Raw genomic sequence first — 25,139 nt, forward strand, 5'->3', positions numbered from 1 at the left:
AAAGTGTTTTTGCACATCCCTACACTTTCCGACAGGGCAACACGCCACTTACAACAATCACCTTGTCAGGAGAGAACGACATGAAAATCGCCATCGTCGGCGCGGGTCTCATCGGTCACACCATCGCTCATCTGTTGCGCGAAACCGGCGACTACGAAGTCGTCGCGTTCGACCGCGATCCGGACGCGCTCGCGAAGCTCGCGAACGAAGGGATCGCGACGCTGCGTGTCGATTCCGCCGATGCGACCGCGATCCGCGAAGCGGTGAAGGGCTTCGACGCGCTCGTCAACGCGCTGCCGTACTACCTGGCCGTCAACGTCGCCGCCGCCGCGAAGGCCGCGGGCGTCCATTACTTCGATCTGACCGAGGACGTGCGCGCGACGGGCGCGATCCGCGAGCTCGCCGAAGGCGCGAACCGCGCGTTCATGCCGCAGTGCGGCCTCGCGCCCGGCTTCATCGGCATCGCCGCGCACGAGCTCGTGAACGGCTTCTCCGAGGTGCGCGACGTGAAGATGCGCGTCGGCGCGTTGCCCGAGTATCCGACCAACGCGCTGAAGTACAACCTGACGTGGAGCGTCGACGGCCTCATCAACGAATACTGCCAGCCGTGCGAAGCGGTTCGCGACGGCCGCCGCCAATGGGTGCAGCCGCTCGAGGGGCTCGAGCATTTCTCGCTCGACGGCATCGAATACGAGGCGTTCAACACGTCGGGCGGCCTCGGCACGCTGTGCGAGACGCTCGAAGGCAAGGTCGAGACGCTCGATTACAAGTCGGTCCGCTACCCGGGCCACCGCGAGCTGATCCAGTTCCTGCTCGAGGATCTGCGCCTGTCGACCGATCGCGACACGCTGAAGGCGATCATGCGCCGCGCGGTGCCGTCGACGAAGCAGGACGTCGTGCTCGTGTTCGTCACGGTGACGGGCATGAAGCACGGCCAGCTCGTGCAGGACGTGTTCACGCGCAAGATCTTCGCGAAGGAAGTTTGCGCAATGCCGATGAGCGCGATCCAGATCACGACGGCGGGCGCGATGTGCGCGGTGCTCGATCTGTTCCGCGAAAAGAAGCTGCCGCAGAGCGGCTTCGTGCGCCAGGAGCAGGTGCCGCTGCATGCGTTCCTCGCGAACCGCTTCGGCAAGCTGTACGAGGGCGGCACGCTCGAGAGGATGCACGCGCTCGCGTAATGCTTGCGCCGCGCGCGACGCTTGTTGCGCGCGGCGAGCGGTGCCGACCGGAGCGCGGCGCGTCAACGTGAATCGCGGCGCGTCGATGCAAAGACCGCAAAGACCGCAAAGACCCCGCGAAACGACGCCGGGCCGGCCGTAGGGCCGCCCGGCGTTTTTTGCAAGCCGTGTCGGAAACGGAAATGGGACAGCCGTCGCGATTCGCCGCGTCAGGCGGGCAGCGGCGGCACGGTCGACGCGCCGCGCGCGGGCGGCGGCGCGATGTGATCGAGGAGCGCGCCGACGTCGGCATCCGACGGCGCGGTGTTGTCGAACATCAGGAGGCCTTCGCACTGCTCGCCCGTCGGGATGAAGCGGCGCTGCCGGTATTCGTCCCAGTGCGCGAGCTTGTAGGCGTCATTCGGGTTGCCGCGCGCGACGATCCGCGTGTGCGCGGTCTCCTCCGCCGTGTGGACCCAGACGATGCGCAGCTCGACGTCGGGCCCGATGCCGAGCCACGCGCGGTCCAGGAGGCGCCTGTCGCGCACTTCGCGCGACATCGGGCCGACGACGATCACGCTGATGCCGAGCTCGAGGTTCTCGCGCGCGGTGTCGAGGAGCCCCTGATATTCGGGATCGCGCAGATGCTGAAGATAAAGCGGGCTGTCGCGGTCGTTCGGGTCGTGCGTCAGCGCGCCCATCGCGGCCGAGCTGTAGCGGCCGTACAGCGTGTCCTTGTCGAGCAGGCAAAACGCTTCGCCCGTCGTCTTCATCAGCGGCCGGATCAGCCGCTTCGCGAGCGTCGTCTTGCCCGTGCCGGCATGGCCGCAGAAAAACACCAGATACGTCACGAACGGCTGCCCTCCGGGGCGGCGGGCTCGCTCGCCCGGTGTGCGTCGTCGGGCGAGCCCGTCGGGAAATTGCCGTTCGCTTCGAGCCACATCGCGTTGATGATGCCGAAGCCGAGCGCGACGCCGATGCCGAGAATCCATGCGAAGTACCACATCGCTGCCTCCTTGACGCTCAGGGCGGCGGCATGGGCCGCCGGACGATTCGAGGGAGCGCCGCTTCGCGCGAGGGCGGGCGGCGACGCGTACACGACGCCGATCATGACCAATATCGGCGGCCCGCGCAAGCGACGCGTCGCCGCCGCTTCGCGCGAGAGCGGCTAAACTGTGCGCCGGAATCGCTTCGAACCTAGCAACAGCATGCTGATCAATTGCGCCGCATACCAGGATGGCCGCAAGCTGGCCGACATCGACATCGACGACATCAGCGACTACGTCGCGAAGCCCGAGTGCTTCGTCTGGGTCGCGCTGAAGGACCCCGAGCCGGAAGAAATCGAACGGATGGGCGAGGAGTTCGATCTGCACGAACTCGCGCTCGAGGACGCACGCAAGGGCCATCAGCGCCCGAAGATCGAGGAATACGGCGATTCGCTGTTCGCGGTGCTGCATACGCTGGAGATCGACGGGCAAGGCGAGCTTCGGTTGGGCGAGCTGAACGTGTTCGTCGGCCCGAACTACGTGCTGTCGATCCGCAATCACACCGAGCAGGACTTCCGCGCGGTGCGCGCGCGCTGCGAGCGCGAGCCGCATCTGCTGAGGGAGGGCGCCGCGTTCGTGTTCTACGCGTTGATGGACCAGGTCGTCGACCGCTATTTCCCGATCCTCGAGGCGCTCGGCGCGGAGCTGGAGGCGCTCGAGGACCGGATCTTCGAGAAGACGGGCACGGCCGCCGCCCGCGCGCTGATCGAGGATCTGTACACGCTCAAGCGCCGGCTCGTGATGCTGCACCAGCACACGGCGCCCCTCGTCGAGCCGCTCGCGAAGCTCGTCGGCGGGCGGATTCCGCAGGTCTGCGCGGGCATGGACCACTATTTCCGCGACGTCTACGACCATCTGCTGCGGATCGTGCGGACGATCGAAGGGCGGCGCGAGATGCTCGTGACCGCGCTCCAGGTGAACCTCGGGATGATCTCGCTCGCGGAAAGCGAGGTGACGAAGCGGCTCGGTTCGTTCGCCGCGCTGTTCGCGATCCCGACGATGATCGCCGGGATCTACGGGATGAACTTCAACAACATGCCGGAGTTGCACTGGCGCTACGGCTTCTATGTGTGCCTCGGCGTGATGGCGGCCGCCGACCTGTTCCTGTGGAAACGCTTCAGGAAGGCCGGATGGCTGTGAGCCGCCGTGCTCACGCGGGCGTCGCGAGCTTGCCGACGACGACGCTCCACGGCCGCACCCGCCAGCGCTTGACGAGGCCGTTCGCGACGTAAGGATCGGCTTGCGCGAACGCCTCGGCGGCGGCGGGCGACGGCGCGTCGAACACGAGCACCGCTTCGTCGGTCGGATCGGCGAGCGCGCCCGCGAGCAGCAGCTCGCCGCGCGCGGTGGCCGCCTTCGCGAGCTCGAGATGCTCGGCGCGGTACGTGCCGCGCCGCTCGAGATAGTCGTCGACGAGTTCGTAGGTCAGCAGGTAGTACATGGAGCGCTCCTCACAGGATGGGGCATGCCGGCCCGTCGGCGCGAACCCGCGGCGGGCGGTTATACGGGCAACGGCCACGGGCAACGGCCAGTAAACGGCCAGTATAGGCTGGGCTTCGCGGGCGCCGCATCGTGTAACAATCGGTCGCGGGCGAACACCTCGCATCGACCGCGCGGCCGCCCCTGAACGTTCGCGTCGGCGCGCCCGGCGGGCTTGAGCGCCGAATCTCGTCGGCGGCGCGGCGGTTGCCGCGCGTCGCGGCGAACACGCCGTTACAAATCGATACGGACCGTGGCGTCCGCACGCGTCAGACTGGCGCGCAATGCGCACGTTCGTCCGCATGTTCATCCATCGGGCGGACGCTGCGGACGCATCGCGCGACGGCAGACGCACGAGCGTACGCGAGCGCTCACGACCGTCGCGCGGCATGCCTTTGCGATACGCAGGCGGCGCGATCGCGACGCCGCACCGAATCACACGACACCACACGAATCGATGAAGCTCCGAACACTGTTGCTACTGGGAATGTCGTCCGCCATGCTCGCCGCGTGCGGCTGGTTCCATGCGGGCCCCGGCGAGCGCGACATCGACGCGGCCGTGCGCCGCGCGCTCGACGCGGAGAATCGCGGGCCGCTCAACTCGATGCTCGGCCAGCCGCTGCCGGTGGCGGCCGACGTCGCGTCGGTGAAGCCCGTCGGCGATTGCACGAAGGTGGCCGAGCGCACGTATTCGTGCAACGTCGCGATCACCTGGCACGACGGGCGGCCGGACGAAGGCGACGCGTCGTTGCGCACGACGCTCACGTTCACCGAGGGCAGCGACGGCGCGTGGCAGACGTCGCACGTCGATGCGGCGCTCGCCGCCGGTGCGGCGAAGTCGCTGATCGACCGCATCAGCGGTGCGATCGCGGCGAGCGGCGCGTCGCAGCCGCAGTGAGCCGGCCGTTCGCGGCCGGTGGTCGGCGGGAGTGCTGCGTATTTCGGCGTGCGGCGGCGATCGGCTTCATGCAATTGAGCCGCCGCCGAAGCGGCGCGTGGCGTGTCGCTCATCGCTCGAAGCCGATGTGAGCGCACGGCGACCGGCTTCGGGCGGGGCCCCCGCGCGTTGCAACGACCGATCGCGGCGGTGGGCGCCGTGGTGCGCGCGGCATGTGCTCGGTCGCGCCGATTGGAGGCGGGCTGGGCGGTAAATGGTCGCCGCGACAGCGAACTCGCGCGCGAGCGCGACGCCCGATCGCATTCGGCGATCGGCCGCTGCACGGAAAGATTGTGGCGCGAGAAGGTTGGGAAAGGCGGGGAACCGGGCCGCGAAGAAGCGCTCGCGCAAGCCCTAAGCCCTAAGCCCTAAGCCCTAAGCCCTAAGCCCTAAGCCCTAAGCCCTAACAGAGGCCGTTGAAATTCTCTCCTGCAAGGTGTCGGAGAAAATCGTCGACCTCTCTGAATGCGCGACAAACCGCTTGTTCGGCTTCGGTATGGGGGAGGCTCCCCCAAAAACCTTGTGCGAGGAGCACCTCGCAAACCAGTTTTTCAATGGCCTGGTCAGCCCAACGCCGCGAGCCGTAACCTACCGCGCGCGGCCCGCGGCCCGCGCGTCACGCGACGTCAGTGATGCGCGTACGTGCGCGGCGCGCGCACGGCACGCCGCACGTGGTGTCGGCGCTGCTTGTGATGATGCGTCGTTTTCACGGCGTGCCGTGTCGGCGTGGCCTGCGCGCCGCCGGACATGCCCGTCTGACCTTCGCCGAAGTGATAGGTCTGCGCGTGGGCGACCGGCGTCAGCGCGGTCAGCGCGAATGCGGCGCAGGCGGCCGCGATGAGAATCGAAAGCTTCAAGAGAATGTGCTCCGGTCGGATAAGGCGAACGAGCATAGCGCGACTGCGGGCCGTGTGCCTTTCGTTTGCCTGCGCCGAATGATCTTTGACAATCGCGCGACGCGCTCGATGCCGGCGCGTCGCGCGGACGGGGCGACGCGCGCGGCCCGTCTCGCATCGACGCGGACGGCCGGCGCCGCGCATTGGCTTGTTACGCCGCCGTCGGTCGGCTCAGTACTGGCGATTGTCGTCGCCGCGTCGGTCGTCGCGCCCGCGGTCGCCGTCGCGATAGCCGCCGCGATCGTCACGCCGGTCGTCGCGCCGGTTGTCGTCACGGCGATAGTATTGCGGCGGATGCGAGCGTTCCCATTCAGCGCGTTCCCAGTAGCGCTGGCCGTCCCAATAACGGTCGCCGTGCCAGCCGATGCCGACGTTCACGCCGACGGCGGGTTCGGCCGGATACACAGCGCAGCCTGCGAGCATTGCGCTCGCGAGGAGCGGCAGAAGCATCAGTTTTTTCATGACTTTCAACCCCATGAAGTCGGTTCGTAACCCGAATCATAGAGAGTTGGCGGACCGCCGCGTGTATAGGATTGCAACGGTATATGACGATGACGGCCGCCGCGCCGCGCGATGCGGCGCCGCGTGTCGTCACGGGCGGCGGACCGCCGCTCGGGAAAGGCACGACGCTCGTGCAGCCGCCGAAGGCCGTTCATCGCGACCGGGGTGCGCATGCCGTGCGCCGCCGCGCGCCCATTCGCATCGGCTCGCGCCGCAAGTGAATCGACGCGGCGCGATCGCATCACTCGCTTCGCGGCGGCGGCAGGTTCTGCACCATCAGCGTCTGCGGATTCGACAGAGGAATGCCCGCCGCGCGCAGCCGCTTGAGGATCTCGAACAGCAGATCGCTCTTCGTCGTCCCGGCGATGCGCGGACTGCCGACGTAGCCCGTCACGCTGAGCGTGATCCCGTCCGGCGTGAGCTGGCTGAACGTGACGGACGGCGCGGGCTTCTCGAGGATCGCCGCGTGCTCGCGGTACGCGCCGAGCAGCAGGTCGCGCACCTGCTCGGGATCGGTGTTGAGCGGGAACGTGAGCATCAGCGTCGCGACGCCTTGCGTGCTGTTGCCCATCGTCACGTTGCGCAGGTTCTGCGAGATCAGCTGCGAGTTCGGCACGATCACGGTCGAGCGGTCGGACAGCTGGATCTCGGTCGCGCGCACGTTGATCCGGCGGATGTCGCCTTCGACGCCCGAGATGCTGATCATGTCGCCGACCTTCACCGGCCGCTCGGTCAAGAGGATCAGCCCGGACACGAAGTTCTTCACGATTTCCTGCAGGCCGAAGCCGATGCCGACGGACAGCGCGCTCACGATCCACGCGAGGTTGTCCCACTTGACGCCGAGCAGCGACAGCGTAAGCAGCACGATCGCGACGTAGCCGACATTGCTGAAGAGCGTGATGAGCGACGCGCGCATGCCGGGGTCCATGCCGATCGCCGGCAGCAGCTCGTTGTCGAGCCAACGGCGCACCGAACGCAGCAGATAGAGGCCGACCGCGAGCGCGAGCGCCGCGTTCAGGATGCGGTCGGGCACGATGTTCAGGCGCTGCAGCTTGTCGCCGCCGAACATCGAGATCACGCTCACGAGCAGGTCGTTCGGCGTCGTGCCGAAGCCGCCCGTCAGCAGAGCGACCACGGCGACGAGCAGCAGCATGCTCGTGCCGAACCCGGACAGCACGGTCTTCGCCTGATCGAGATGGCTGTCGTTCAGCCCGAACAGATGCTTGATCAGCTTGCCGCTCGACAGGTTCGCGGAAAACGCGCTCGCGCACACGTCGCGCGTGAGACGGGTCAGCAGGTACAGGCTGCCGAGCACGATCTCGAACCAGACGAGCTCGTAGGTCAGAAAGCGGGCGACGGAGATATAGCCGACGAGCAGCGCGACGAGCGCCGCGACGACGGTCAGCGTGACGCCTGCGTGGATCAGCCCGGCGAGCGTCGAGCGCGCCTCGGGCGGCTCGCCCGCCGCGGCGAGCGCGGTGCGCACGCGGTTCGCGCGCAGCAGCGACGCGCCGATCGTCACGACGACGACGAGCGACACGATCCCGCGGCCGAACAGCGTGACCTGCACGCTCGTGTCGGCCGTGCGGTTCAGTTGCTCGAGCGCGCCCGCGACGAGCAGCAGCGTCGCGAGGATCGCCGGAAACGGCCGCATCGCGAGCGCGACTTCGTCGGCGAGCGCGGGCAGGCGCCAGCTCGGATGGCGCGTGCACAAGAGCGCGCGGCCGAGGCCCGCGATCAGCGCGCAGGTCAGCGCGAGCTTCGCGAGCTCGTCGGCGAAATCCTGCAGTGCGCTCGGCAGCGCGTAGTCGCGCGTGAGCGCGAGGTAGACGAGCTGCACCGTGACGCCCGTCGTCACGACGCTCGCCAGCACGACCGACGTCGCGAGCGCGCTGCGCCGCACGCGGGTTTCCGGCAGCTTCGTCAGGCTGAACCAGGCGAGCGCGCGCTCGGCGAGCCGCCTGCCGATCGTCCACACGGCGAGCGCGGCGGCGATGAGGAGCGCGGTGCCGAGCCGCCGGCCCGGCTCCCACGCCGCGCGCAGCATTTGCCCGATCTGCGCGCCGAACGCGTCGAGCTCCTGCCGGTCGTCGTCCGACGGATGGAAGAGGGGCGCCCAGAACTGCGCGCCGAGGATACTGCCCGAGCGCAGCACGAGCTGGTCGCGCAGCAGGCTGCGACGCAGCTTCGAGTATTGCTGGGTCAGGTTGACGAGGCTGTCCTTCTCGTCGGCGGCCTGCTTGAGCGCGGCGTCGAACTGCGTCTTGCGCGCGTTCAGGTCCGCGCGCTGCCGCGCGACGGCGGCCGTCTCGGGCGCGGCGCCCGGCGCGGGCGGCGGGCCTAGCACGTCGAGCTGCGCCTGGAGCTGCGCGCGCGCGGGCACGAGCGCGGCCGTCAGCTTCTCGACGTCCGTCGCGAGCGCTTGCGTCGCTTCGTCGAGCGCGTTCAGCTGCTTGTACGTCGTCGCGGTCGACGCCTGCTGCTTGATGCGGTCGAGCGTGACCTGCACGCGCTTGAGCTCGGCGACGGCCTCGTCGCGCGAGATCGTCGGCGCGGGCGGCACGGTCGCGCCGGACGCGAGGTCGACGGCCGCGACGGCGGGCAGCGCCACACAGAACAGATGAAATAGACAAACGAGCGCGACATGGCGCGCAAATTTCGGAAAACGGACCATCGGGAAACCTTACAGATCGGTTGCGCGAACGGACAACCGGAATGCGCTGTAGATTGCCACGGTTTTTCGGCTCGCGTATCGCCGACGACAATCCGAAACAACTGAAAGGAAAACGAAATATTCAGGTTCTTGACAGCGCATGCCGCGCGCCGCCGCGCGCCGGTGCCGCGCGCGGCTCCGGTCGCGATGCGCGGCGGCGCGCGGCGGACCTCAGATCCGCTCGATCGGTATGTATCGGCCGTCCTTGCCGATGGGCGTCACCGGCAGGCCGGTCTTCTCGCGGCGCTTTCGTTCCTTCGCGAGCGGCGGGCAGCTGTGCGCGTCGTAGTACATGACCATGCAGTCGAGGCACAGCAGGCATTCCATCGGATCGATCCGGCCGGCGGCGTCGATCGCCTGCGAGCCGCAGCCGACCGCGCACGCATGGCAGCTCGTGCATTCGGGCTTGCGGCGCAGCTTGAGGAGCCGCAAGCGCCCGGGCAGCGCGAGGCTCGCGCCGAGCGGGCACAGATACTTGCAGAACGGCCGCTCGATGAAGATCGACGCGCCGACGACGAGCGTCCAGAACAGCATGAAAGGCCACGAGCGGTTGAGGACGCCGACGAGGAAGGTCGTCTTGAACGGCTCGATCTCGGCGAGCTTCTCGGCCCACGGCATCGAAAAGAACGACACGACGAGCAGCACGGCGAACACCGCGTACTTCAGCATGCGCAGCCGGCCGTGCCAGCGCGGCGGCAGCTTGCGCTGCAGGCGCGCGAGGCCTGTTGCGCGCGCGGTCTTGTAGAGCAGCTCGGACAACGAGCCGAACGGGCACAGCCAGCCGCAGAAGAGGCCGCGGCCCCAGACGATCGCGGTGATCGCGATCGCGATCCAGAACAGGAAGACGAACGGATCGGACAGGAAAAGCCCCCAGTTCCAGCCGCCCGCGAGCGAATGGACGAGCGTGAGTACCTGCGTGATCGACGGCTGCGCCATCTCGTGCCAGCCGGCGAAGCCGATCGCGATCAGCCAGCTCGCGGTCTTCGGCCACGACACCCAGCGCTTGTCCGCGCGCGTCGCGCGGCGCACCCAGCGCTCGCGCGTTGCGAAGAAGAGCGTGACGGCCGCGATCCAGGCGACGAACAGGCCGATCTCGAGATGCTTGGCCGTCCAGGCCTTGCGCCACGCGGGCACGTCTTCGTCGACGCGCGGGCGGCCGCCCGCGAGGAATTCGCCCGGCAGCCAGTACCGGGAGCCGAACGCGGAGAACGTCTTCGCGCCCGTCTCCTCGTCGGACCGGTGGCCGAGGAACACGAACTGCCACGGATACGCGGCGCTGAACCGCGTGCTGCGCACGATGAAAATGCCCGTCTCGTCGAAGGCCGGCGCGCCGGCCGCCTGCATCGCGTACAGATTCAGGTAGTCGGAATCCTTGAACGTGAACGCGTTGATGCCTTGCCGGACCTGGATGCGATCGTAGATGCCGCCGCGCACGAAGCCCGAGCCCTTGAACGACTCGGTGCCGTTCGCGACGACGAACAGCGCGTGCTCGCCCGGTTTCAGCCGGCTCATCAGTTGCGCGTATTCGTAGTCGCCGAGGATGCTCTTGCCGATCGCGGGCGCGTTCAGATAGCCGTAGTAGAGATCGAGATAGGGCGCGCCCGTGTCCGGCGCGCCGACGTCGGCCGGCCGGATCGCGAGATGCGCGAGCGCGCCGCGCTCGACGAGCGTCCGCCACGCATAGCGCGTGTTCGACGGCAGCAGCCTCGCCTGCGGCAGCACTGTTTCCTTCACGATGCCGACCTGGCTCGCGATCGCGACCGCGCAGCGCGAGATCAACTGATTCTCGGCGATCACGGTGACGGTCGCGCCCGCGAACTTGCCGACGTACTGACGCAGGAACGCGAGCAGCTTGCTTTCAGGAATCCCGACGAGCAGGATCGGCTCGCTGTGCTTGAGCACGCGCACGCCGGTGATCGTGCCTTTCGTGTCCATCCCGATCAGCGTGACGATCGGCTTGCCCGAATAGCCCTGGATGTCGACGATGTCGGTCGACAGGAACACGTAGCCCTTCAGCGTGCGTGTGCGCCCGTCGTCCGCGTAAGCGTCGACGTACGGCGGGCTGCCCTTGCGCGCCGAGAACGCGTTGGCGCCCGGCAGCACGGACGCGCAATCGGTCCACTTGCACATCTCGGGCTGGCTGAAGAGTTCGGGCGGCAGCTCCTGCTCGTAGATCGACGCGACGCCGGGGCGGGCCGCCGCGACGAGGAGCGCGAACAGGATGATCCGGAACAGTGCTTTCATGTTGGTCACTTTGACGAAGGCGCGGGCGCGGGCGCGACGTCGATCGCGCCCGCGTCGCCGGCGGCGGTGCGGTCAGTGCGCCTTGGCGACCATGAAGTCGACCGCGGCCTCGACCTCGTTGTCCTTCAGGCTCGGATTGCCGCCGCGCGGCGGCATCGTGCCCTTGCCGCCGGTGAAGCCTTCGAGCGCGTGCTTGTACAGCGTCGGCTTGCCTTGCGCGATGCGCGGCGCCCAGTCGTCCTTGTTGCCGGCGATCGGCGCGCCGGCCGCACCCGTCTGGTGGCACATGAAGCACACGCTCTTGAACACTTTCTCGCCAGCGGGGTTCGGCGCGTCCGCGGCGGTGGTCGGGGCCGCCGCGGCTGCATTGGCCGCGGGCGCCGGGTCGCTCGAAGGCGCGGGCGCGGCCGGCGCGGCGGACGGCGCGGAAGCGGCCCCGGCGCTCGCGCCGGCAGACGCGTCGACCGTGACCGAAGCGGCGGGCGCGATCGATGCCGACGACGCGGCGGGCGGCGCGCCGCCGTCGCGCTTGCCGCAGCCCACAGGCCGAGCGCAAGCGCGAATCCGACGGCGGCGATCGACAGGTTTCGAATCTTCATGGTTTTTCCTCGTATCAGGGGAGTCAGGATGTAACGGCCCGCGCATCGGACGAGCCGTGCGCGGACGGGGGTTCGTGGCCGAGCAGCGGCGCGTCGGCAAGCCGTTCGATCAGCACGCGGACGTTGCGCCACGGCTCGGCGCCGATCTCGGTGACGGGATCGGCGACGACGCGCCCGTCCGGCGTGTGCAGATGATTCGGGTGCGCGGCGTCCGACGGCGCGCGGGCGTCGACGCCCGCGGGGCGCGGCGCGGTGTCGATGCGCATCTCGGCGTCGCCCCGGCGCCAGGCGATCGCGTATTCGTGCGGGCCCGCGATGCGCAGCGTCAGCTCGACGCCGTTCGCGAGGCTCACGTCGAGCGCGTCGCGGCGCAGCGTGACGGACGCGACGCGCGTCGCGTCGAACGTGGTCTCGATGCGCTCCTTCAGTTCGATGTGCAGCATCGTCATGCTCCTTGCGCGAGCAGCAGCGCGCGCAGTTGCTCGCGGATCGTCTCGCGCGTGTGGGTGAGCGTCTTCGCGGCGACGTAGTGCTCGTACGCCGGGTGTTCGTCGACTTCGCCCGCCGCGATCCGCGCGAGCAGCGCCGCTTCGTCGGCCGCGCCGAATTCGGCGAGGAGGCGCTTGCGATCCTCGCGCAGGTCGTAGAGCAGGCGGCTCAGCGCGTTGATCTGCTGCGCCGCCTCGTTGGGCAGGTTGCGGAAGAAATGCGTCATCTCGTCGTCCTCACATCGTCTGGTCCTTGACGACGCCGCCATCCGTCGTCGCCATCTCGGGGGTGATCTCGTCGAAGCGGTAGAGCTTGCCGCCCTCGGTTTGCGCGAAGCGCGCGGCGTCGGCTTCGGAGGCGAACGACGCGAATGTCTGGCCCATCGCGCCGAGCTTCTTCGAGCCGATCACGTAGATCGCGCGCTTGGCGTCGATCCAGTGGCCGACCGGGTGCCGCCAGTCGGCCGCGGCCATGTCCTGCACGTAGAGCGCGCGGACCTTGCGGTCGTGCTCGGGGCGCAGATAGACGGAGAAGAGGCCGAGCGTGTCGCAGAAGAAGTCCGGCTGGCCGTCCGCGTAGACGATCTGCGCCTTCGGGCCCGGGTAATCCTTCAGGCTCATGCCGTCGAGCACGCTGACGGTCGCGTCGGTGATTTCGCGCGGCGCGGGCGGCGTTTGCGCATCGTGGCCGCAGGCGGCGACGAGGACAGCGGCGGCGAGCGCGGCGACGGCCGTCCTCACGGCGGCGGGGATGCGGCGGTGTTTCATCGATTGAATCTCCAGGCGGCGAGGCCGAGCGGCGCCGCGATCCACGCGAGCATGACCGGGCCGAGAAAGAGCGGCGACGCGAGCGCGGCGGGAAATGCGCTGACGGCGCCGAACATCGTATGCAGATCGCCCGGGCCGAAGATGTTCAGGATGCGGAACACGTCGGCGGGATTGAGCAGCAGCAGCGGCGGCAGCAGCGGGCCGATCCCCGCGCCGCCCGTGAGCACGAGCGCGCCGAGCAGCAGCAGGTCGTAGACGAGCACGAAGAAGAACCACAGCGCGATCGCGACGCCGCTCGCCGACGTGCGGCTCGCGCAGAACGCCGACGCGCACACGGCGATGCTCAGGAACACCCAGCCGAGCAGCACCGCGCTCACGACGAAGCCCGCGTACTGATACCAGTCGGCGACGGGCACGCGCGCGGCGATCACCGCGCCCGCCGCGCCGAAGCCCGCGAGCGTCGCGCAGGTGAGGGCGGCCGCGAGGCCGGCGTACTTGCCGACGAGCAGCTCGGTGCGGGTGAGCGGATACGACAGGAGCAGGTTCAGCGTGCCGCGCTCGCGCTCGCCGACCAGCGCGTCGAAGCCGAGGATGAGCGCGATGAGCGGCAGCAGGTAGATCGTGAGGCTCACGAGGCTCGCGATCAGCGGCTCGATGCCGTGAAAAGCCGACGGCGCCTTGCGCGGCCGCGCCGAAATACGAGATCGCGAGCGTGAATGCGGCGAACACGAGCGAGACCGCGAGCACCCAGCGGTTGCGGATGCGGTCGTGGAACTCCTTGCCCGCGATCACGCGGATTTGCGCCCACGGCGGGCGAGCGGGCGTGCTCATGCGTTCACCTCGTATCCGGCGTAGCCGAGGAACACGTCTTCGAGCGACGGTTCGTGAATGTGCAGGTCGACGATGCGCGCGGCGAGCGGCGACAGCGCGGCGATCGCCGCCATCTTTGCGTGTTGCGGGCAGGCGAACGCGATCCGGCGGCCGCGGATCGTCGGTTCGCCGAACGGCGCGCGGCGCAGCGCGGCCTCGACGGCGCGCGTGTCGTCGTCGCGCAGCACGAGCTCGATCGTGAGCGGCAGGTTGGTCTCGCCGCGCAGCGCGTCGACGCTGCCCACCGCCTGCAGCCGGCCCGCGCGCACGATCGCGAGGCGATCGACGCGCTGCTGGATCTCGGCGAGGATGTGCGACGTGATGACGATCGTCGCTCCCGCACGCTGCCGCTCGCGAAGAATCCGGTAGAACGCGCGGATGCCTTCCGGATCGAGGCCGTTCGTCGGCTCGTCGAGGAACAGCAGGCGCGGATCGCCGAGCAGCGCCTGCGCGAAGCCGAGCCGCTGCTTCATGCCTTTCGAGTATTCGCGAACCTTGCGCGCGGCCGCGCGGGCGAGCCCCACTTCTTCCAGGAGCGGCGCGCACGCGGCCGGCTCGACGCCTTTGAGCCGCGCGAAGAAGCGCAGCGTCTCGAGCCCCGTCAGGTTGTCGTAGAGCACGACGTTTTCCGGCAGATAGCCGAGCGTGCGCCGGATCGCGAGAAACCGCGCGTCGCGCGCGGACACGCCTTCGATCCGCACGTCGCCCGCGTCGGCGGCGACGAGGCCGAGCATCAGCTGGAACAGCGTGCTCTTGCCCGCGCCGTTGCGGCCGATGAGGCCGAACAGCTCGCCCGGCGCGATCGAGAGATCGACGCCGTCGATCGCGCGCACCGCGCCGAATGTCTTGACGACGCCTGTCAGCTCGATCATCGCTTGCCCGCCCATTGTTGCCAGCCGGCGTGCGCGGCGCGCATGCGCGGCGCGTCGTCGACGACGCTCGGCACCGCGAGCAGCGGAAATTGCCGCGCGACGACGCGCAGCGCCTGCACGGCCGGGCTGTTCATCAGCACCTTGACCGACGGCACGCGCCAGGTCAGCCGGTCGACGAGATCGTTCGCCTTGTACGGCACGTCGCCGACGCCGCGGCCGCGTGGGTCCCAGCCGATGTAGTTGCTCCAGTAGTTGCCGGGCCACGCGACGTCGGCCGCGGCGACGTAGCGGATCTGCTCGCGGTTGCCGGCGAAATCGTTGCCCGTCACGTCGTTGTGGATCGAGCCGCCCCACAGATGCACGCCGACCTTGTTGTCGACGACGAGGTTGCCGCGGATCGTGTTGTACTCGGCGTCATAGACGAAAAAGCCGCGCTGGTTGCCGGCGACGACGTTGTTCTCGATCAGCGAATCCTGGATCGTGCGCAGCATGATGCCGTGATCGGTGTTGCCCCAGACTGTGTTGTTCCGCACGATCTGATTGCGCGCCTCCATGATCGCGAGGCCGCCTCGGTTGTGATACACGTCGTTGCCGTCCCAGACGTTGTAGTAGGAGTTCATGTAGTGCGTGCCGTAGCGCACGTCGTGGATCGTGTTGCGCTCGAAGCGCGCGTGATGCGACACGTCGACGTAGATGCCGTCGCGCGCGTAGCTGATCGTGTTGCCGACGATGCGCGCGCCCGTCGTGTTGTAGAGCTGGATGCCGTTGCCGCGCTTCGGCGACAGGAAATCGCGCTTGCCGACGATCACGTTGTCGGTGACTTGCACGTCGGCCGAGCGCTCGATCCACATGCCGAACAGGTTGTAGACGAGCTCGCAGTGCTCGATGCGCGCGCGGTCGGAGCCCGGTTGCACGTAGACGCCCGCGTTCTGCGCGGTCAGGTCGGCGCCGCTGTCGACGATCGACAGGCCGCTGATCGTCACGTCCGGCGCGGCCACGCGGATCACGTCGCCGGAAAGGCGCCCGTCGATCGTCGGGCGGCCGACGCCGCGCAGCGTGAGGCGCTTGTCGATCGTCAGGTTCTCCGCGTAGCGGCCGGGATGCACGAGCACCGTATCCCCCGGCCGCGCGGCGGCGAGCGCCGCGCCGATGCGCTCGCCGGGATGCACGGCGAGCGTCGCCGCGAACGCGGCGTGCATCAGCAGCGGCGCGGCGGCGAGCGTCGCGAGAACGTGGGGAGTGGGCATTGTTTTCCGTTTCGTCAGGGCGTCGGCGTTTTTCGCTTCGTTTGCTTCGTTCGCTTCGTTCGCTTCGCGCTCGGGCCGCCGGCGGCCCGCGTCGTCCCGGACGGCGGCGTGCTCGCCCGGGCGCGAAGCCCCGGTTCCCGTCGCCGCCGCCCGTGCGGCACCTGCCGCCGGCGTGCGAGCGCGCTATGCTTCGACGAGCATTCGCGAGCGCATCTCGAGGTGCAGCGCGTGACAGAAGTTCGTGCAGAAGCACCAGAACACGCCGGGCTTGTCCGCGACGAACGTCACCGACTGCGTTTGCTGCGGATGCACGACGAAGTTGATGTTGTAGAACGGGATCGCGAAGCCGTGCGTCAGGTCTTCGACCTTGTCGAGATTGGTCAGGATGATCGTGACCTCGTCGCCTTTCTTCACGGTCCATTCGCGCAGCCCGAAAGTCGGCGCCTGCGACGTCAGGTAGACGGTGACCTTCCTGCCGTGCCGCTCGACGCGGCTGTCCTTCGCGTTCTTCACCGCGAGCGGGAACTCGTCGAGGTTGTAGATCTGCCGCGTCTTGATGATGTCGCGGCGCACGACGATCGAATCGTGCGGCTCGGGATACGTCGGATGATCGGCGACGAGCTGCATCTTCTCGCCGCTGATGTCGATCAGTTGCGCGCTGTCCGGATGCAGCGGGCCGACGGGCAGGTAGCGGTCCTTCGAGAACTTGTTGTCCGAGATGAAGAATTTGCCGTCCGGCTCCTTCGTCTCGCCCATCGACGTGAAGCCGTGGCCCGGCTGATAGTGGACGTCGATCCGGTCGACGACCACCTTCGCCGCCTTGTCGCCCTTGTACGCCTTGATCGCCTCGTCGAGACTCCACTTGACGATCTGGCTGTCGAGAAAGAGCGTCGTGTACGCGTAGCCCTTGCCGTCGAAGCCTGTGTGCAGCGGCCCGAGCCCGATCTCGGGCTCCGCGACGACCGCGTCGCGCGGCTCCTTCAGCTCGCCCGCGAACCACTTGAGCATCAGCTCGTGCGAGATCAGCGTCGCGGTCGGCGAGAGCTTGCCCGCGCACGCATAGTACTTGCCGTCGGGCGAGACGTTCACGCCGTGCGGGTTCTTCGGCACGGGCACGTAGCAGGTGAGGGCGGTTTTCGGATCGGCGTTCGCCGCATGCGTGCCGTCGACGACGGGAACGGGCGAATTGCCGATGCGAAACGTCTTGCCGTTCTTCACCGCTTCCTCGATGCGCGCGACGTTGAAGAACACGCACGCGTCGCGTTCGGCCGCCATCATGTCCTCGTAATGGACGCCGTTCTCGGTGTTGTACTGGTTCGAGCACGCGAGCTTGCCGTCGTACGACGTCGCGACGAGATCCATGTTGCCGTCGATCTTCACCTGCCAGCGCGGCTGCATCGTCTTCGCGTCGACGCACGTGAAGAGGCAGTAGTACTTCTTCGGATCGTTCAGGTCGCGGCCGTCGTTCGGATGCGGAATGTGGAACTCGTTGCCGCAGAACACGCGCGTCGTGTAGTTGATCTTGTCGTCGAGCGGGTCGCGCTTGTCCGGGAAGATGCCGTGGAAGCCCTGCACGTTCGGCAACGGCGTGATCGCGTCGCATTCCATCGTGTCGAGGCGCACGCGCGCGATCCGCGCGTTGATCTTGTCGTTGACGAAGATGTACTTGCCGTCGTACGTGCCGTCCGCATACGACATGTGCACGTGGTGCGTGTCGCCCGTGAAGTAGTCGAGCTGGCCGTTGGCCTTCGTGCCGATGATCTTGCGCGATTCGTTCGTGATGCCCCAGCCGGACATGCAGTCGATGTTGTAGACGGGAATGCGCCGTATCTCGCGGCCGGACGGCAGGCCGTGCACGCGGATGTCGCCCGAGTGGCCGCCGCTCGAGAACACGTAGTACGTGTCGAGCTTGCCCGGATGCACTTCGTACTTGCCGAAGTCGATCGCGGCGGCGGGGCTCGCGCCGCTCGCCGCGCTCGCGCTCGTGCCGCCCGCGGCGGCGGGCGCGTCGCCGCCCTTGTTGCAGCCGGCGAGGCCGAGCGACAGGCTCGCGCCCGCGAGCCCGGCGACCGCCGACGACGCGAGGAACTTGCGCCGCCGCGCGTCCTGCGGCGCCGCCGCGTCTTCAGTGTTTGCCTTGGTATTAGCCATCACATTCTCACTTATCGTTTCGATTCAGCGCCAAGCAACCGGTAGCTTTACTTCGATTTCAGAAATACGGGTTTCCTGGTGACTGGATATGCACCGCATTGCGGCAAAATGTCACTCAATAGCCTCAATCTCCTTTCATCTCAAGGGCAAATGCAAGTAAAACAAAAAGTAAGGATTATGAAATTTATTTATTCATCTTGATTTGAACGGAAAGATTTCCGTCGCTAGTGTCGTAGCTCGCCTATTCATGAGAAATGATCTGGATCAAGAAGGGGTATTGGAGATGAATGTTTTCTGGCATCGTCGCGGGTGTGCTTGAACGGCGTCAAACCGGATGCGCGAAACACGGCCGGAGGGAGGAGGCGAAGTGCGGGTTCGACGCAACTTGACGCGGTTTTACGGCACTTTAAACGTCTGATGAATGATGCGAAAAGACGCTGCCGACATGCGGCACCCGGACGCAGCGGACCGCCGGCCAAGAAATCGCTGTCGGACCTTTCGCCGGCCCAATTTGATTTGAATCAAACCAAAAAGTAACCGGGAAAAATAATAATTCGCCATTGGCCGGATGAAATTCGGTCATCGAGCTTCATGGTGAAAAACTGATTCGAGTGCATTTAAATTGTCTGCTTTTAGGAAAACCATTGGCCTGTCGCTGACGGCCATTATCGGTATCGCCTTTGCGCTCTGGCTGACGCTCAGAGCGCCGGAGGTTTATGTCCAGGGCGCTTATGTATTCGGCACGCGCGTGCAATTGGCGCTCTACGGCGTGCCGCTCGATCGCGCGCAGCAGGCGACGAACGCGGTGTTCGCGCATTTCCAGGCGATGCATCGCGGGCTGCACGCGTGGCAGCCGTCGGACGTCACGCGGCTCAATCGAAGCCTCGCGGCGGGCGAGCCGTTTCACGCGCCCCCCCAGCTCGCCGCGATCCTGCGCGCGGCGCGCCGTTTGTCGATCGACACACAGGGGCTTTTCGAGCCGGGCATCGGACGGCTGATCCGGCTCTGGGGCTTCCAGTCCGATCAGTTCGACGTGAAGCCGCCGTCGCGCGACGCGGTGCAACGCGAAACGGCGCGGCATGCGCGCATCGAGGATCTCGTCATTTCGCCGTCCGGCGTCGTTACGAGCGCGAACCGCGCGATCGCGATCGATCTCGGCGGCTACGCGAAAGGCTGGGCGCTCGACGACGCGGCCGCGATGCTCAAGGCGCAGGGCATCGACAACGCGCTGATCGACGTCGGCGGCAATCTGCTCGCGCTCGGCAGCAAGGGCGGCGAGGCGTGGCGCGTCGGCATTCAGGACCCGCGCAAGCCCGGCACGCTCGCGACGCTCGAGCTGCGCGACGGCGAGGCGATCGGCACGAGCGGCGATTACGAGCGCTTCTTCCAGGCGAACGGCGTTCGCTATTGCCACATCATCGATCCGCGCAGCGGCTTTCCCGCGACGCAAAGCGAATCGGTGACCGTGCTCGTCGCGCCCGGCCCGCACGCCGGCGCGCTTTCCGACGGCGCGAGCAAGCCGCCCTTCATCGCGGGACGAGCGGCGATGCCGCTCACGCGCGGGCTCGGCGTCGACGCCGTGCTGATCGTCGATGCGCAAGGGCGCGTGTGGGCGACGGACGCGATGGCCGCGCGCGTGCGCTTCGCCGATCCGGCGCTGCGCGCCGCTCGCCTCGATTGAGCGACGGGAGCGCCGCCGCGATGTCGCACGGGCCGAGCATCGATTTGCAGGACGTGAGCCTCCATCGCGGCGGCCGGGCGATTCTGCGGCGCGTGAGCCTGTCGATCGGATACGGCGAGCTCGTCGCGATGGTGGGGCTGAACGGCGCGGGCAAGACGTCGCTGCTGTCGCTCGTCGCGACGCTCGCCGCGCCGAGCGGCGGGCGGATCTTCGTCGACGGTGTCGACGCGCTCGCGCAGCCGGCCAGGGTGCGCGAGCGAATCGGCGTCGTGTTTCAGGAGTCCGCGCTCGAGCCGCGCCTGTCCGCGCGCGACAACCTGTGGTTCATCGCGCATTGCCAGGGCGTAAGAGGGCGCGCCGCGCGGGCGCGCACGGGCGAGCTGCTCGCGATGCTCGGCCTCGACGCACACGCGGCGACGCCGGTGCGCTGGCTGTCGGGCGGCCAGCGCCGGCGGCTCGAGCTTGCGCGCGCGCTTGTCGCGAAGCCTCGCGTGCTGCTGCTCGACGAGCCGACGCTCGGCCTCGACGTGGCCGCGCGCGATGCGTTCTGGGCGGAGATCAAGCGGCTCGTCGCCGACGGCTGCGCGGTGCTGTGCTCGACGCATTACACGGAAGAGGCGCGCGACGCCGATCGCATCGTCGTGCTCGATCGCGGCGAGCGGGTCGCGCTCGGCTCGTGGCGTGCGATGCGCGCGCCCGTGCCCGGCGTGATCCGCCTGCGCGTGCCGGATATCGACGCCGCGCGCCGCTGGCTCGCCGAGCACGGCTATCCGGTCGAAGTCGACGAAGACAATGTCGTCGTCGCGGGCGCCGATCCGCAGGCCGTGCTGCCGGCGCTGCTGCGACGGATGCCGTGCCGCGTGCTCGGCGCGGATATCGCGGCCCCCGGCCTGAAGGACGTCGTCGGCCACTGGATCGCCGCGCGGCGGCGCGAAGACGCGGCGGCGCCGCGCGCCGGGGAGCGCGCATGAGCGACGTTCTCGCGATCGTCTGGTTCGATCTGAAGCGCTTCTGGGCGTCGCCGCTGCGGATACTGTTCGGGCTCACGCAGCCGCTCCTGTATCTGTTCGTGCTGGGCGCGGCGCTGCGAAGCGGCACCTATGCGGAGATCGGCGGTTACCAGGCGTACATTTTTCCGGGCGTGGTCGGATTGTCGCTGATGTTCACGGCGATCTCGGCCGCAGTCGGCATCGTGCACGACCGCCAGACCGGTTTTCTGAACGCGCTCCTGGTGTCGCCCGTGCGCCGCGTCGACATCGCCCTCGGCAAGATCGGCTCGGGCGCGCTGCTCGCGTGGATGCAGGCGCTGCTGCTGCTGCCGTTCTCGCCGGCGATCGGGATCGGCCTCACGGCGCCGCGCCTCGCGCTCCTCGTCGCGGCGATGGCGTTCGCCGCGCTCGTGTTCTCGGCGCTCGGACTCGCGCTCGCGTTGCCGTTCCGTTCGGTGATTGTGTTTCCGGTCGTGTCGAACACGCTGCTGCTGCCGATGTTTTTCCTGTCGGGCGGCCTGTATCCGCTCGACCTCGCGCCGGACTGGATTCGCGCGGCGGCCGCGTTCGATCCCGCCGCTTACGGGGTCGACCTGATGCGCGGTGTGTTGACGACGCAGTTCGCGATCGCGCCGTCCCGCTCGATCGCGGCGCTCGCCGCGTGCCTCGCCGCCGCGGGCTGGTTCGTCGTGCGTCGCATCGGGCGGCGGGACGCTTAGCGCGCGATCCGGGCCCGTCGAGCGGCACGCGTCGGGACGGCGCACGACAGTCATGCAACGTTCGTTTATTCAGAGGTGCAACTAACGGTCTGGCTTCCCATTCGGCCACGTCACACGACTTCGCCCCGTCGATGCGGCGACCTTCCAAAGCTGCCAACAGAGCAGGGCTATGCGACGATTATTCCAAGTCGCCCATATTCACCAGCTCAGATTGTGAATCGATATCCTCGATTAAATGAATCGGCGTTTGAAATTTCACATCCTCGTGCGGAATTGAAGTTTCTATGTTTTCGTTGAAAACGATCTATCGTTCATGAAGGCATGGAGGGATTTAAAAAATTAAATCCGCATTGATTAAACGGGGTTGAAAACGAAGTGAAATTTCGATGAAACCGGTTTGGCGTCGAGTGTCGCGCGGCCGCTTCGATGGAGGCTGTAAAGAGAAATCGTTTCCATGCCGCGCATTTCTGATCATTCGTTGTCGGGTGTTTAATTGGGGGCAAAAATGAATGCAATGCTTTGGAGGCGCCGTTTGGATCACGTCATGTCGGCAATGTTGACCGCCGGAGTCGCGCTGCTCCCGGCTCTCGCCTTCGCGGACGGGGAATCCGCGCCCGGGATGCGGAGTTTGTCGAGCGTGATTGCCGCGCCTGCGGTGCGCAACGCGGTTGGTCCGGCGTGCACGCAAAATGTGTCCATCACGTCGCTCGCCAATCACGACCTCGTATCGACCGAGTTGGGATATGCGGGGAGCGAATATGCGATGTTGCGCGCCCGTGCGACCGCGGCGGGCCCCTGGGAGCAGTACACCGTGTGCAACTACACGAGCGACGGGTATTGGACGATTCAATCGCAAGCGAACGGACTATACGTTTCCGCGGAGCTCGGCTACTCGGGTGGCCAGTACGGGATGCTGCGCGCACGCGCGTCCGTTGTCGGGCCGTGGGAGAAATTCACGTTCGGCGCCTGCGGCCTCGGCTGCACGACCATCCAGTCGCAGGCGAATGGACTATTCGTCTCGGCGGAACTCGGTTACACCGGTGATCAGTACGGGATGCTGCGCGCACGCGCTTCCGTTGCAGGTCCTTGGGAACAGTTCCGCTAGAGCGATCCGTTTCGCGAGAGGAAGCGCTCGAGTTCGAAGAACTGAGCGTAAAAGGGGAATACACGGGGATATCCGTGGCTAGCGATGCGACGCCCAGGTCGCCCCGACATCCCGACTCGATTGCGACTGGGCGGCACGGTGTCGAAGGGGATGGGGTGGCTTGCCCGAATGCCGTGCCGCCGTGAAATCGTCTATGTGAGGGCGCGGAGCCAGCGCAGATCTCGACGTGCGCCGGTCGACGTGACGTAACACTCCGGCGAGGGCGATGGGGAGCCTGCCCGGCGGATGACGCCGCTGTCGCACGGCGCGCCGCGGCTCGCCGGACGGATGAATCGAGCTCGCCGCGCAAAACCGAAGCGCCGCGCGCGTGCATGTTGTCTCATGCCGCGATCCCGCGCAGAACCATCCCGGCCGGCTGTACGACGCTCGCGAACGCCGGATGCCGACACTACCATTTCTCTCAGGGGGAATTACTAAAAATAATAACCGTTATGAAATAATATGATATCGCAGGCAGAAAATAAAATGTAAAGTGGATCTACGCCATCTTTCATCTGGACAAAAGACATCTCACATCGATGTCGAAAATCAAAATAAAGTCAACGCTTAAAAGGCAATTCAAATCGACATTCCATCGTGTCCTGTCGGACGACAGGTATTAAATATACTGATAAATCAAAAACCGGCCGTCCAATCGAATTGATCGATCAATAACAAAAAAGAGGCTCGCCCGTGAGCGATGTCGCTCGCGACGGCCTCGCAAAGCGTCTAATTCGCCTGACATTGATCCAAATGTGTGCCGAGGGGCGTTTTAACATTCGAACAAAATTTCGAATCTCGGAAAAAATCATTCAAAAATGCGCCAGGAGATTCAAATGAAACGTTTGATCAAGCAAGTCGCTTTTGCCGCGCTCGGTTCGCTGATCGCGACCAGCGCTGTTGCCCAGCAGATCAAGACGCATGGAGGCGTGACACAGCTCACGTTGCCGGAGCGCGCCGTGCAAGTGGCCGCGATCGATTTCAAGAACGCATTGCCGATGCCGTTGCCGAAGCCGATCGCTGCGCCGCCCACCATGCTGGAATCGCTGATGTACAACGCCAAGCCGACTCTCGGCTTGCCCGGCTACGCGCGAGGCGGCGCGGGCGACGGCAAGCAAAGACCGGTGCAATTGGTGGCGCCCGTCGATTTGAGCCAGACCGGGGTCCAGCCGCAGGAATTCGGCACGTCGAATCAGCCGTACAACACCAGCCAGGTGAAGGCATACGGCGACAACACGCAGTATTACTATCCGTTCCGCCCGGCCGGGAAGCTGTTTTTCAACATCGGCTCCGCAACCTATCTGTGCTCCGCATCCCTCATCAAGCCGGGAGTGGTCGTCACGGCGGCGCATTGCGTAGCGAATTTCGGCCAGCGGCAGTTCTATTCGAACTGGGTATTCGTTCCCGACTATAGCAATGGGTCGGCGCCCTATGGGGTATGGAGCGGGGCGTCCGCCACCATCATGACGTCCTACTTCGACGGCTCCGATCCGTGCGCCGTCGCCGGCGTCGTTTGCCAAGACGACGTGGCCGTGATCGTGCTGACGCCGCAAGGCGGAGCGTACGCGGGCAATAGCGCCGGATGGTATGGCTATGGTTGGAACGGATATAGCTACAACTCGTCAGGGCTCGCTCAGATCGACCAGCTCGGTTACCCGGTGGCGCTGGATAACGGCGTCTTCATGGAGCGCAACGGATCGCAAGGTTTCGTGTCCGCCGGCTATTCGAACAACACGATCATCGGATCGCTGATGACCGGAGGTTCGAGCGGCGGCCCGTGGCTCGTCAATCTCGGCATGCCGCCCGCGCTCAACGGCACGGGTTTCGGCAACGCGGCCTCGCACAATGTCGTGGTCGGCGTGACGAGCTGGGGCTATACGGATACGACGGTGAAGCAGCAGGGCGCTTCTCCGTTCACGAGCGGCAACATCGTGGTGCTCGTGAATACCGTATGCGGCAGCACGCCGGCGGCTTGTTGACGGCGATCTGAGGGAGTGCGCCGCGTGCGGCGTTGCGCTCGTCGTGCCGATGCGGCACGACGGCGCGAACGCTGCGCCGCGGCGCATCTTCTCGACTGTTCGGAGTCGAGATCAATACGATGGTTTGACTCGACGAACGGCCGGAAGGGGCGCGTGGCGCGTCTTCGATCCGAGGATAGGGAAATGTGCGGGCCGCATGTGCCGCGCGTGTCGTTGCTCACGTCTTCATCGCGCAGCGGCCGCCGCAATTGAACGCATCGCCGCTGCAGCGGGCCGCTTGCGGTGGAAGTCACGCGCTGGGGCCGGTCGGCCCGAGGGCGCGTGCCGGCTCAGCGCGTCGCGCGCGTGCGCGCGGCGTCGGGCGTCATGCCCGTCCATGTGCTGAACGCCCGGAAGAACGAGTTCGGATCTTGGTAGCCGAGCAGGAACGCGATCTGGCTGTAGGGCAAATCGGAGCGATCGAGGTAGTGCCACGCGAGCCGCTCGCGCACGTCGGCCAGCACGGCCTTGAAGCTCGCGCCTTCTTCGCCGAGCCGGCGCTGCAGCGTGCGCTTGCTGATCGCAAGCGAGCGCGCGACGTCCTCGGCGGTCGCGAGGCCGCCGGGGATCAGTTCCAGCAGCGCTGCCCGGACCCGCTCGACGATGCCGGCTTCGAT

At 66.9% G+C, this 25,139-nt stretch carries 22 protein-coding genes and 3 pseudogenes; 9 read left to right on the forward strand and 16 right to left on the reverse strand.

Going from position 1 to position 25,139, the window contains the following annotated elements; all coding sequences use genetic code 11:
* Positions 1-80: 80 nt before the first annotated feature.
* Positions 81-1,181: a saccharopine dehydrogenase family protein gene (locus WS91_RS19780; protein WP_038742899.1), complete on the forward strand. Its 1,101-nt coding sequence runs from the start codon at positions 81-83 to the stop codon at positions 1,179-1,181.
* Positions 1,182-1,390: 209 nt separating this feature from the next.
* Here WS91_RS19780 and WS91_RS19785 read toward each other — a convergent pair whose 3' ends face one another.
* Positions 1,391-2,011, reverse strand: a complete 621-nt coding sequence (locus WS91_RS19785) for an AAA family ATPase (protein WP_038742900.1) — start codon at positions 2,009-2,011, stop codon at positions 1,391-1,393.
* The gene (gene cydX, locus WS91_RS19790; RefSeq protein WP_059670842.1) at positions 2,008-2,166 is read right to left on the reverse strand and encodes a cytochrome bd-I oxidase subunit CydX; all 159 of its coding nucleotides are present in this window, start codon (positions 2,164-2,166) and stop codon (positions 2,008-2,010) included. Before cydX ends, WS91_RS19785 begins: the two co-directional genes overlap by 4 nt.
* 202 nt (positions 2,167-2,368) lie before the next feature.
* On the opposite strand from cydX, the gene corA reads away from it, so the two are divergent.
* Positions 2,369-3,346, forward strand: coding sequence for a magnesium/cobalt transporter CorA (corA, locus tag WS91_RS19795; protein ID WP_038742902.1), 978 nt, complete (start codon positions 2,369-2,371; stop codon positions 3,344-3,346).
* 10 nt (positions 3,347-3,356) lie between these two features.
* Here corA and WS91_RS19800 read toward each other — a convergent pair whose 3' ends face one another.
* Complete coding sequence (locus WS91_RS19800) at positions 3,357-3,647, reverse strand: YciI-like protein (RefSeq protein ID WP_059577482.1); 291 nt, start codon at positions 3,645-3,647, stop codon at positions 3,357-3,359.
* 495 nt (positions 3,648-4,142) lie between these two features.
* Here WS91_RS19800 and WS91_RS19805 point away from each other — a divergent pair, with 495 nt between their 5' ends.
* Positions 4,143-4,583 carry a hypothetical protein gene (locus WS91_RS19805; RefSeq protein ID WP_038742906.1) on the forward strand — a complete coding sequence of 147 codons (441 nt, stop codon included), beginning with the start codon at positions 4,143-4,145 and terminating at the stop codon, positions 4,581-4,583.
* Positions 4,584-5,248: 665 nt separating this feature from the next.
* Here WS91_RS19805 and WS91_RS19810 read toward each other — a convergent pair.
* The gene (locus WS91_RS19810) at positions 5,249-5,479 is read right to left on the reverse strand and encodes a hypothetical protein (protein ID WP_059670831.1); all 231 of its coding nucleotides are present in this window, start codon (positions 5,477-5,479) and stop codon (positions 5,249-5,251) included.
* A gap of 210 nt (positions 5,480-5,689) precedes the next feature.
* Positions 5,690-5,995: a hypothetical protein gene (locus tag WS91_RS19815; protein ID WP_063889441.1), complete on the reverse strand. Its 306-nt coding sequence runs from the start codon at positions 5,993-5,995 to the stop codon at positions 5,690-5,692.
* A 68-nt stretch (positions 5,996-6,063) separates the two neighbouring features.
* On the opposite strand from WS91_RS19815, the gene WS91_RS36065 reads away from it, so the two are divergent.
* Positions 6,064-6,240 carry a hypothetical protein gene (locus WS91_RS36065; RefSeq protein ID WP_156432406.1) on the forward strand — a complete coding sequence of 59 codons (177 nt, stop codon included), beginning with the start codon at positions 6,064-6,066 and terminating at the stop codon, positions 6,238-6,240.
* A gap of 20 nt (positions 6,241-6,260) precedes the next feature.
* Here the strand turns inward: WS91_RS36065 and WS91_RS19820 are convergent, their stop codons facing one another.
* The 10 genes and pseudogenes from WS91_RS19820 to nosZ form a co-directional block, all read right to left on the reverse strand.
* Entirely contained in the window at positions 6,261-8,693 is a 2,433-nt protein-coding gene (locus tag WS91_RS19820; RefSeq protein WP_059670832.1) for a DUF3772 domain-containing protein, read from the reverse strand.
* Positions 8,694-8,903: 210 nt separating this feature from the next.
* The gene (locus WS91_RS19825; RefSeq protein WP_059670833.1) at positions 8,904-10,976 is read right to left on the reverse strand and encodes a 4Fe-4S binding protein; all 2,073 of its coding nucleotides are present in this window, start codon (positions 10,974-10,976) and stop codon (positions 8,904-8,906) included.
* 72 nt (positions 10,977-11,048) lie between these two features.
* Positions 11,049-11,575, reverse strand: a pseudogene (locus WS91_RS19830) (c-type cytochrome).
* Positions 11,576-11,598: 23 nt separating this feature from the next.
* Positions 11,599-12,018, reverse strand: a complete 420-nt coding sequence (locus tag WS91_RS19835) for a hypothetical protein (RefSeq protein ID WP_059670844.1) — start codon at positions 12,016-12,018, stop codon at positions 11,599-11,601.
* 2 nt (positions 12,019-12,020) lie between these two features.
* The gene (locus tag WS91_RS19840; RefSeq protein WP_059670834.1) at positions 12,021-12,290 is read right to left on the reverse strand and encodes a hypothetical protein; all 270 of its coding nucleotides are present in this window, start codon (positions 12,288-12,290) and stop codon (positions 12,021-12,023) included.
* A gap of 10 nt (positions 12,291-12,300) precedes the next feature.
* Complete coding sequence (locus WS91_RS19845; RefSeq protein ID WP_059577497.1) at positions 12,301-12,831, reverse strand: nitrous oxide reductase accessory protein NosL; 531 nt, start codon at positions 12,829-12,831, stop codon at positions 12,301-12,303.
* Positions 12,828-13,662: pseudogene (locus tag WS91_RS19850) on the reverse strand (ABC transporter permease). Before WS91_RS19850 ends, WS91_RS19845 begins: the two are co-directional and overlap by 4 nt.
* A complete protein-coding gene (locus tag WS91_RS19855) occupies positions 13,659-14,573 on the reverse strand; it encodes an ABC transporter ATP-binding protein (RefSeq protein WP_059647735.1) in 915 nt (304 codons plus the stop codon). Before WS91_RS19855 ends, WS91_RS19850 begins: the two are co-directional and overlap by 4 nt.
* Positions 14,570-15,820 carry a nitrous oxide reductase family maturation protein NosD gene (locus tag WS91_RS19860; RefSeq protein ID WP_059670835.1) on the reverse strand — a complete coding sequence of 417 codons (1,251 nt, stop codon included), beginning with the start codon at positions 15,818-15,820 and terminating at the stop codon, positions 14,570-14,572. The genes WS91_RS19855 and WS91_RS19860 overlap by 4 nt, the downstream gene beginning before the upstream one ends.
* A 183-nt stretch (positions 15,821-16,003) precedes the next feature.
* A complete protein-coding gene (gene nosZ, locus WS91_RS19865) occupies positions 16,004-17,971 on the reverse strand; it encodes a TAT-dependent nitrous-oxide reductase (protein ID WP_038742928.1) in 1,968 nt (655 codons plus the stop codon).
* Between the two features lie 643 nt (positions 17,972-18,614).
* Here nosZ and WS91_RS19870 point away from each other — a divergent pair.
* The 5 genes and pseudogenes from WS91_RS19870 to WS91_RS19890 all read left to right on the forward strand — a co-directional run bounded on the left by WS91_RS19870 (position 18,615) and on the right by WS91_RS19890 (position 24,483).
* Positions 18,615-19,652 (forward strand): FAD:protein FMN transferase, encoded by a 1,038-nt coding sequence (locus WS91_RS19870; RefSeq protein WP_231752051.1) that lies wholly within the window; start codon positions 18,615-18,617, stop codon positions 19,650-19,652.
* Positions 19,653-19,672: 20 nt separating this feature from the next.
* Positions 19,673-20,623, forward strand: coding sequence for an ABC transporter ATP-binding protein (locus WS91_RS19875; protein ID WP_059670845.1), 951 nt, complete (start codon positions 19,673-19,675; stop codon positions 20,621-20,623).
* Complete coding sequence (locus WS91_RS19880; protein WP_059670837.1) at positions 20,620-21,360, forward strand: ABC transporter permease; 741 nt, start codon at positions 20,620-20,622, stop codon at positions 21,358-21,360. The genes WS91_RS19875 and WS91_RS19880 overlap by 4 nt, the downstream gene beginning before the upstream one ends.
* A gap of 532 nt (positions 21,361-21,892) precedes the next feature.
* Positions 21,893-22,465, forward strand: coding sequence for a fascin domain-containing protein (locus tag WS91_RS19885; RefSeq protein WP_156432407.1), 573 nt, complete (start codon positions 21,893-21,895; stop codon positions 22,463-22,465).
* A 792-nt stretch (positions 22,466-23,257) separates the two neighbouring features.
* Positions 23,258-24,483, forward strand: a pseudogene (locus WS91_RS19890) (trypsin-like serine peptidase).
* 329 nt (positions 24,484-24,812) lie between these two features.
* Here WS91_RS19890 and WS91_RS19895 read toward each other — a convergent pair.
* On the reverse strand, positions 24,813-25,139 hold a 327-nt coding region (locus WS91_RS19895), incomplete at its 5' end, for a helix-turn-helix transcriptional regulator (RefSeq protein ID WP_156432408.1).

This window comes from Burkholderia sp. MSMB1498, from assembly GCF_001526245.1.
Classification (GTDB): Bacteria; Pseudomonadota; Gammaproteobacteria; order Burkholderiales; family Burkholderiaceae; genus Burkholderia; species Burkholderia savannae.

Excerpts from the sequence above, each read along its gene's own strand:
- WS91_RS19815 (WP_063889441.1), bottom strand. The coding sequence starts at position 5,995 with ATGGGGTTGAAAGTCATGAAAAAACTGATGCTTCTGCCGCTCCTCGCG.
- WS91_RS19805 (WP_038742906.1), top strand. The coding sequence starts at position 4,143 with ATGAAGCTCCGAACACTGTTGCTACTGGGAATGTCGTCCGCCATGCTC.
- WS91_RS19840 (WP_059670834.1), bottom strand. The coding sequence starts at position 12,290 with ATGACGCATTTCTTCCGCAACCTGCCCAACGAGGCGGCGCAGCAGATC.
- WS91_RS19800 (WP_059577482.1), bottom strand. The coding sequence starts at position 3,647 with ATGTACTACCTGCTGACCTACGAACTCGTCGACGACTATCTCGAGCGG.
- WS91_RS19860 (WP_059670835.1), bottom strand. The coding sequence starts at position 15,820 with ATGCCCACTCCCCACGTTCTCGCGACGCTCGCCGCCGCGCCGCTGCTG.
- WS91_RS19825 (WP_059670833.1), bottom strand. The coding sequence starts at position 10,976 with ATGAAAGCACTGTTCCGGATCATCCTGTTCGCGCTCCTCGTCGCGGCG.
- corA (WP_038742902.1), top strand. The coding sequence starts at position 2,369 with ATGCTGATCAATTGCGCCGCATACCAGGATGGCCGCAAGCTGGCCGAC.
- WS91_RS19780 (WP_038742899.1), top strand. The coding sequence starts at position 81 with ATGAAAATCGCCATCGTCGGCGCGGGTCTCATCGGTCACACCATCGCT.
- WS91_RS19845 (WP_059577497.1), bottom strand. The coding sequence starts at position 12,831 with ATGAAACACCGCCGCATCCCCGCCGCCGTGAGGACGGCCGTCGCCGCG.
- WS91_RS19835 (WP_059670844.1), bottom strand. The coding sequence starts at position 12,018 with ATGCTGCACATCGAACTGAAGGAGCGCATCGAGACCACGTTCGACGCG.
- WS91_RS36065 (WP_156432406.1), top strand. The coding sequence starts at position 6,064 with ATGACGATGACGGCCGCCGCGCCGCGCGATGCGGCGCCGCGTGTCGTC.
- nosZ (WP_038742928.1), bottom strand. The coding sequence starts at position 17,971 with ATGGCTAATACCAAGGCAAACACTGAAGACGCGGCGGCGCCGCAGGAC.
- WS91_RS19880 (WP_059670837.1), top strand. The coding sequence starts at position 20,620 with ATGAGCGACGTTCTCGCGATCGTCTGGTTCGATCTGAAGCGCTTCTGG.
- cydX (WP_059670842.1), bottom strand. The coding sequence starts at position 2,166 with ATGTGGTACTTCGCATGGATTCTCGGCATCGGCGTCGCGCTCGGCTTC.
- WS91_RS19875 (WP_059670845.1), top strand. The coding sequence starts at position 19,673 with ATGTCGCACGGGCCGAGCATCGATTTGCAGGACGTGAGCCTCCATCGC.
- WS91_RS19855 (WP_059647735.1), bottom strand. The coding sequence starts at position 14,573 with ATGATCGAGCTGACAGGCGTCGTCAAGACATTCGGCGCGGTGCGCGCG.
- WS91_RS19820 (WP_059670832.1), bottom strand. The coding sequence starts at position 8,693 with ATGGTCCGTTTTCCGAAATTTGCGCGCCATGTCGCGCTCGTTTGTCTA.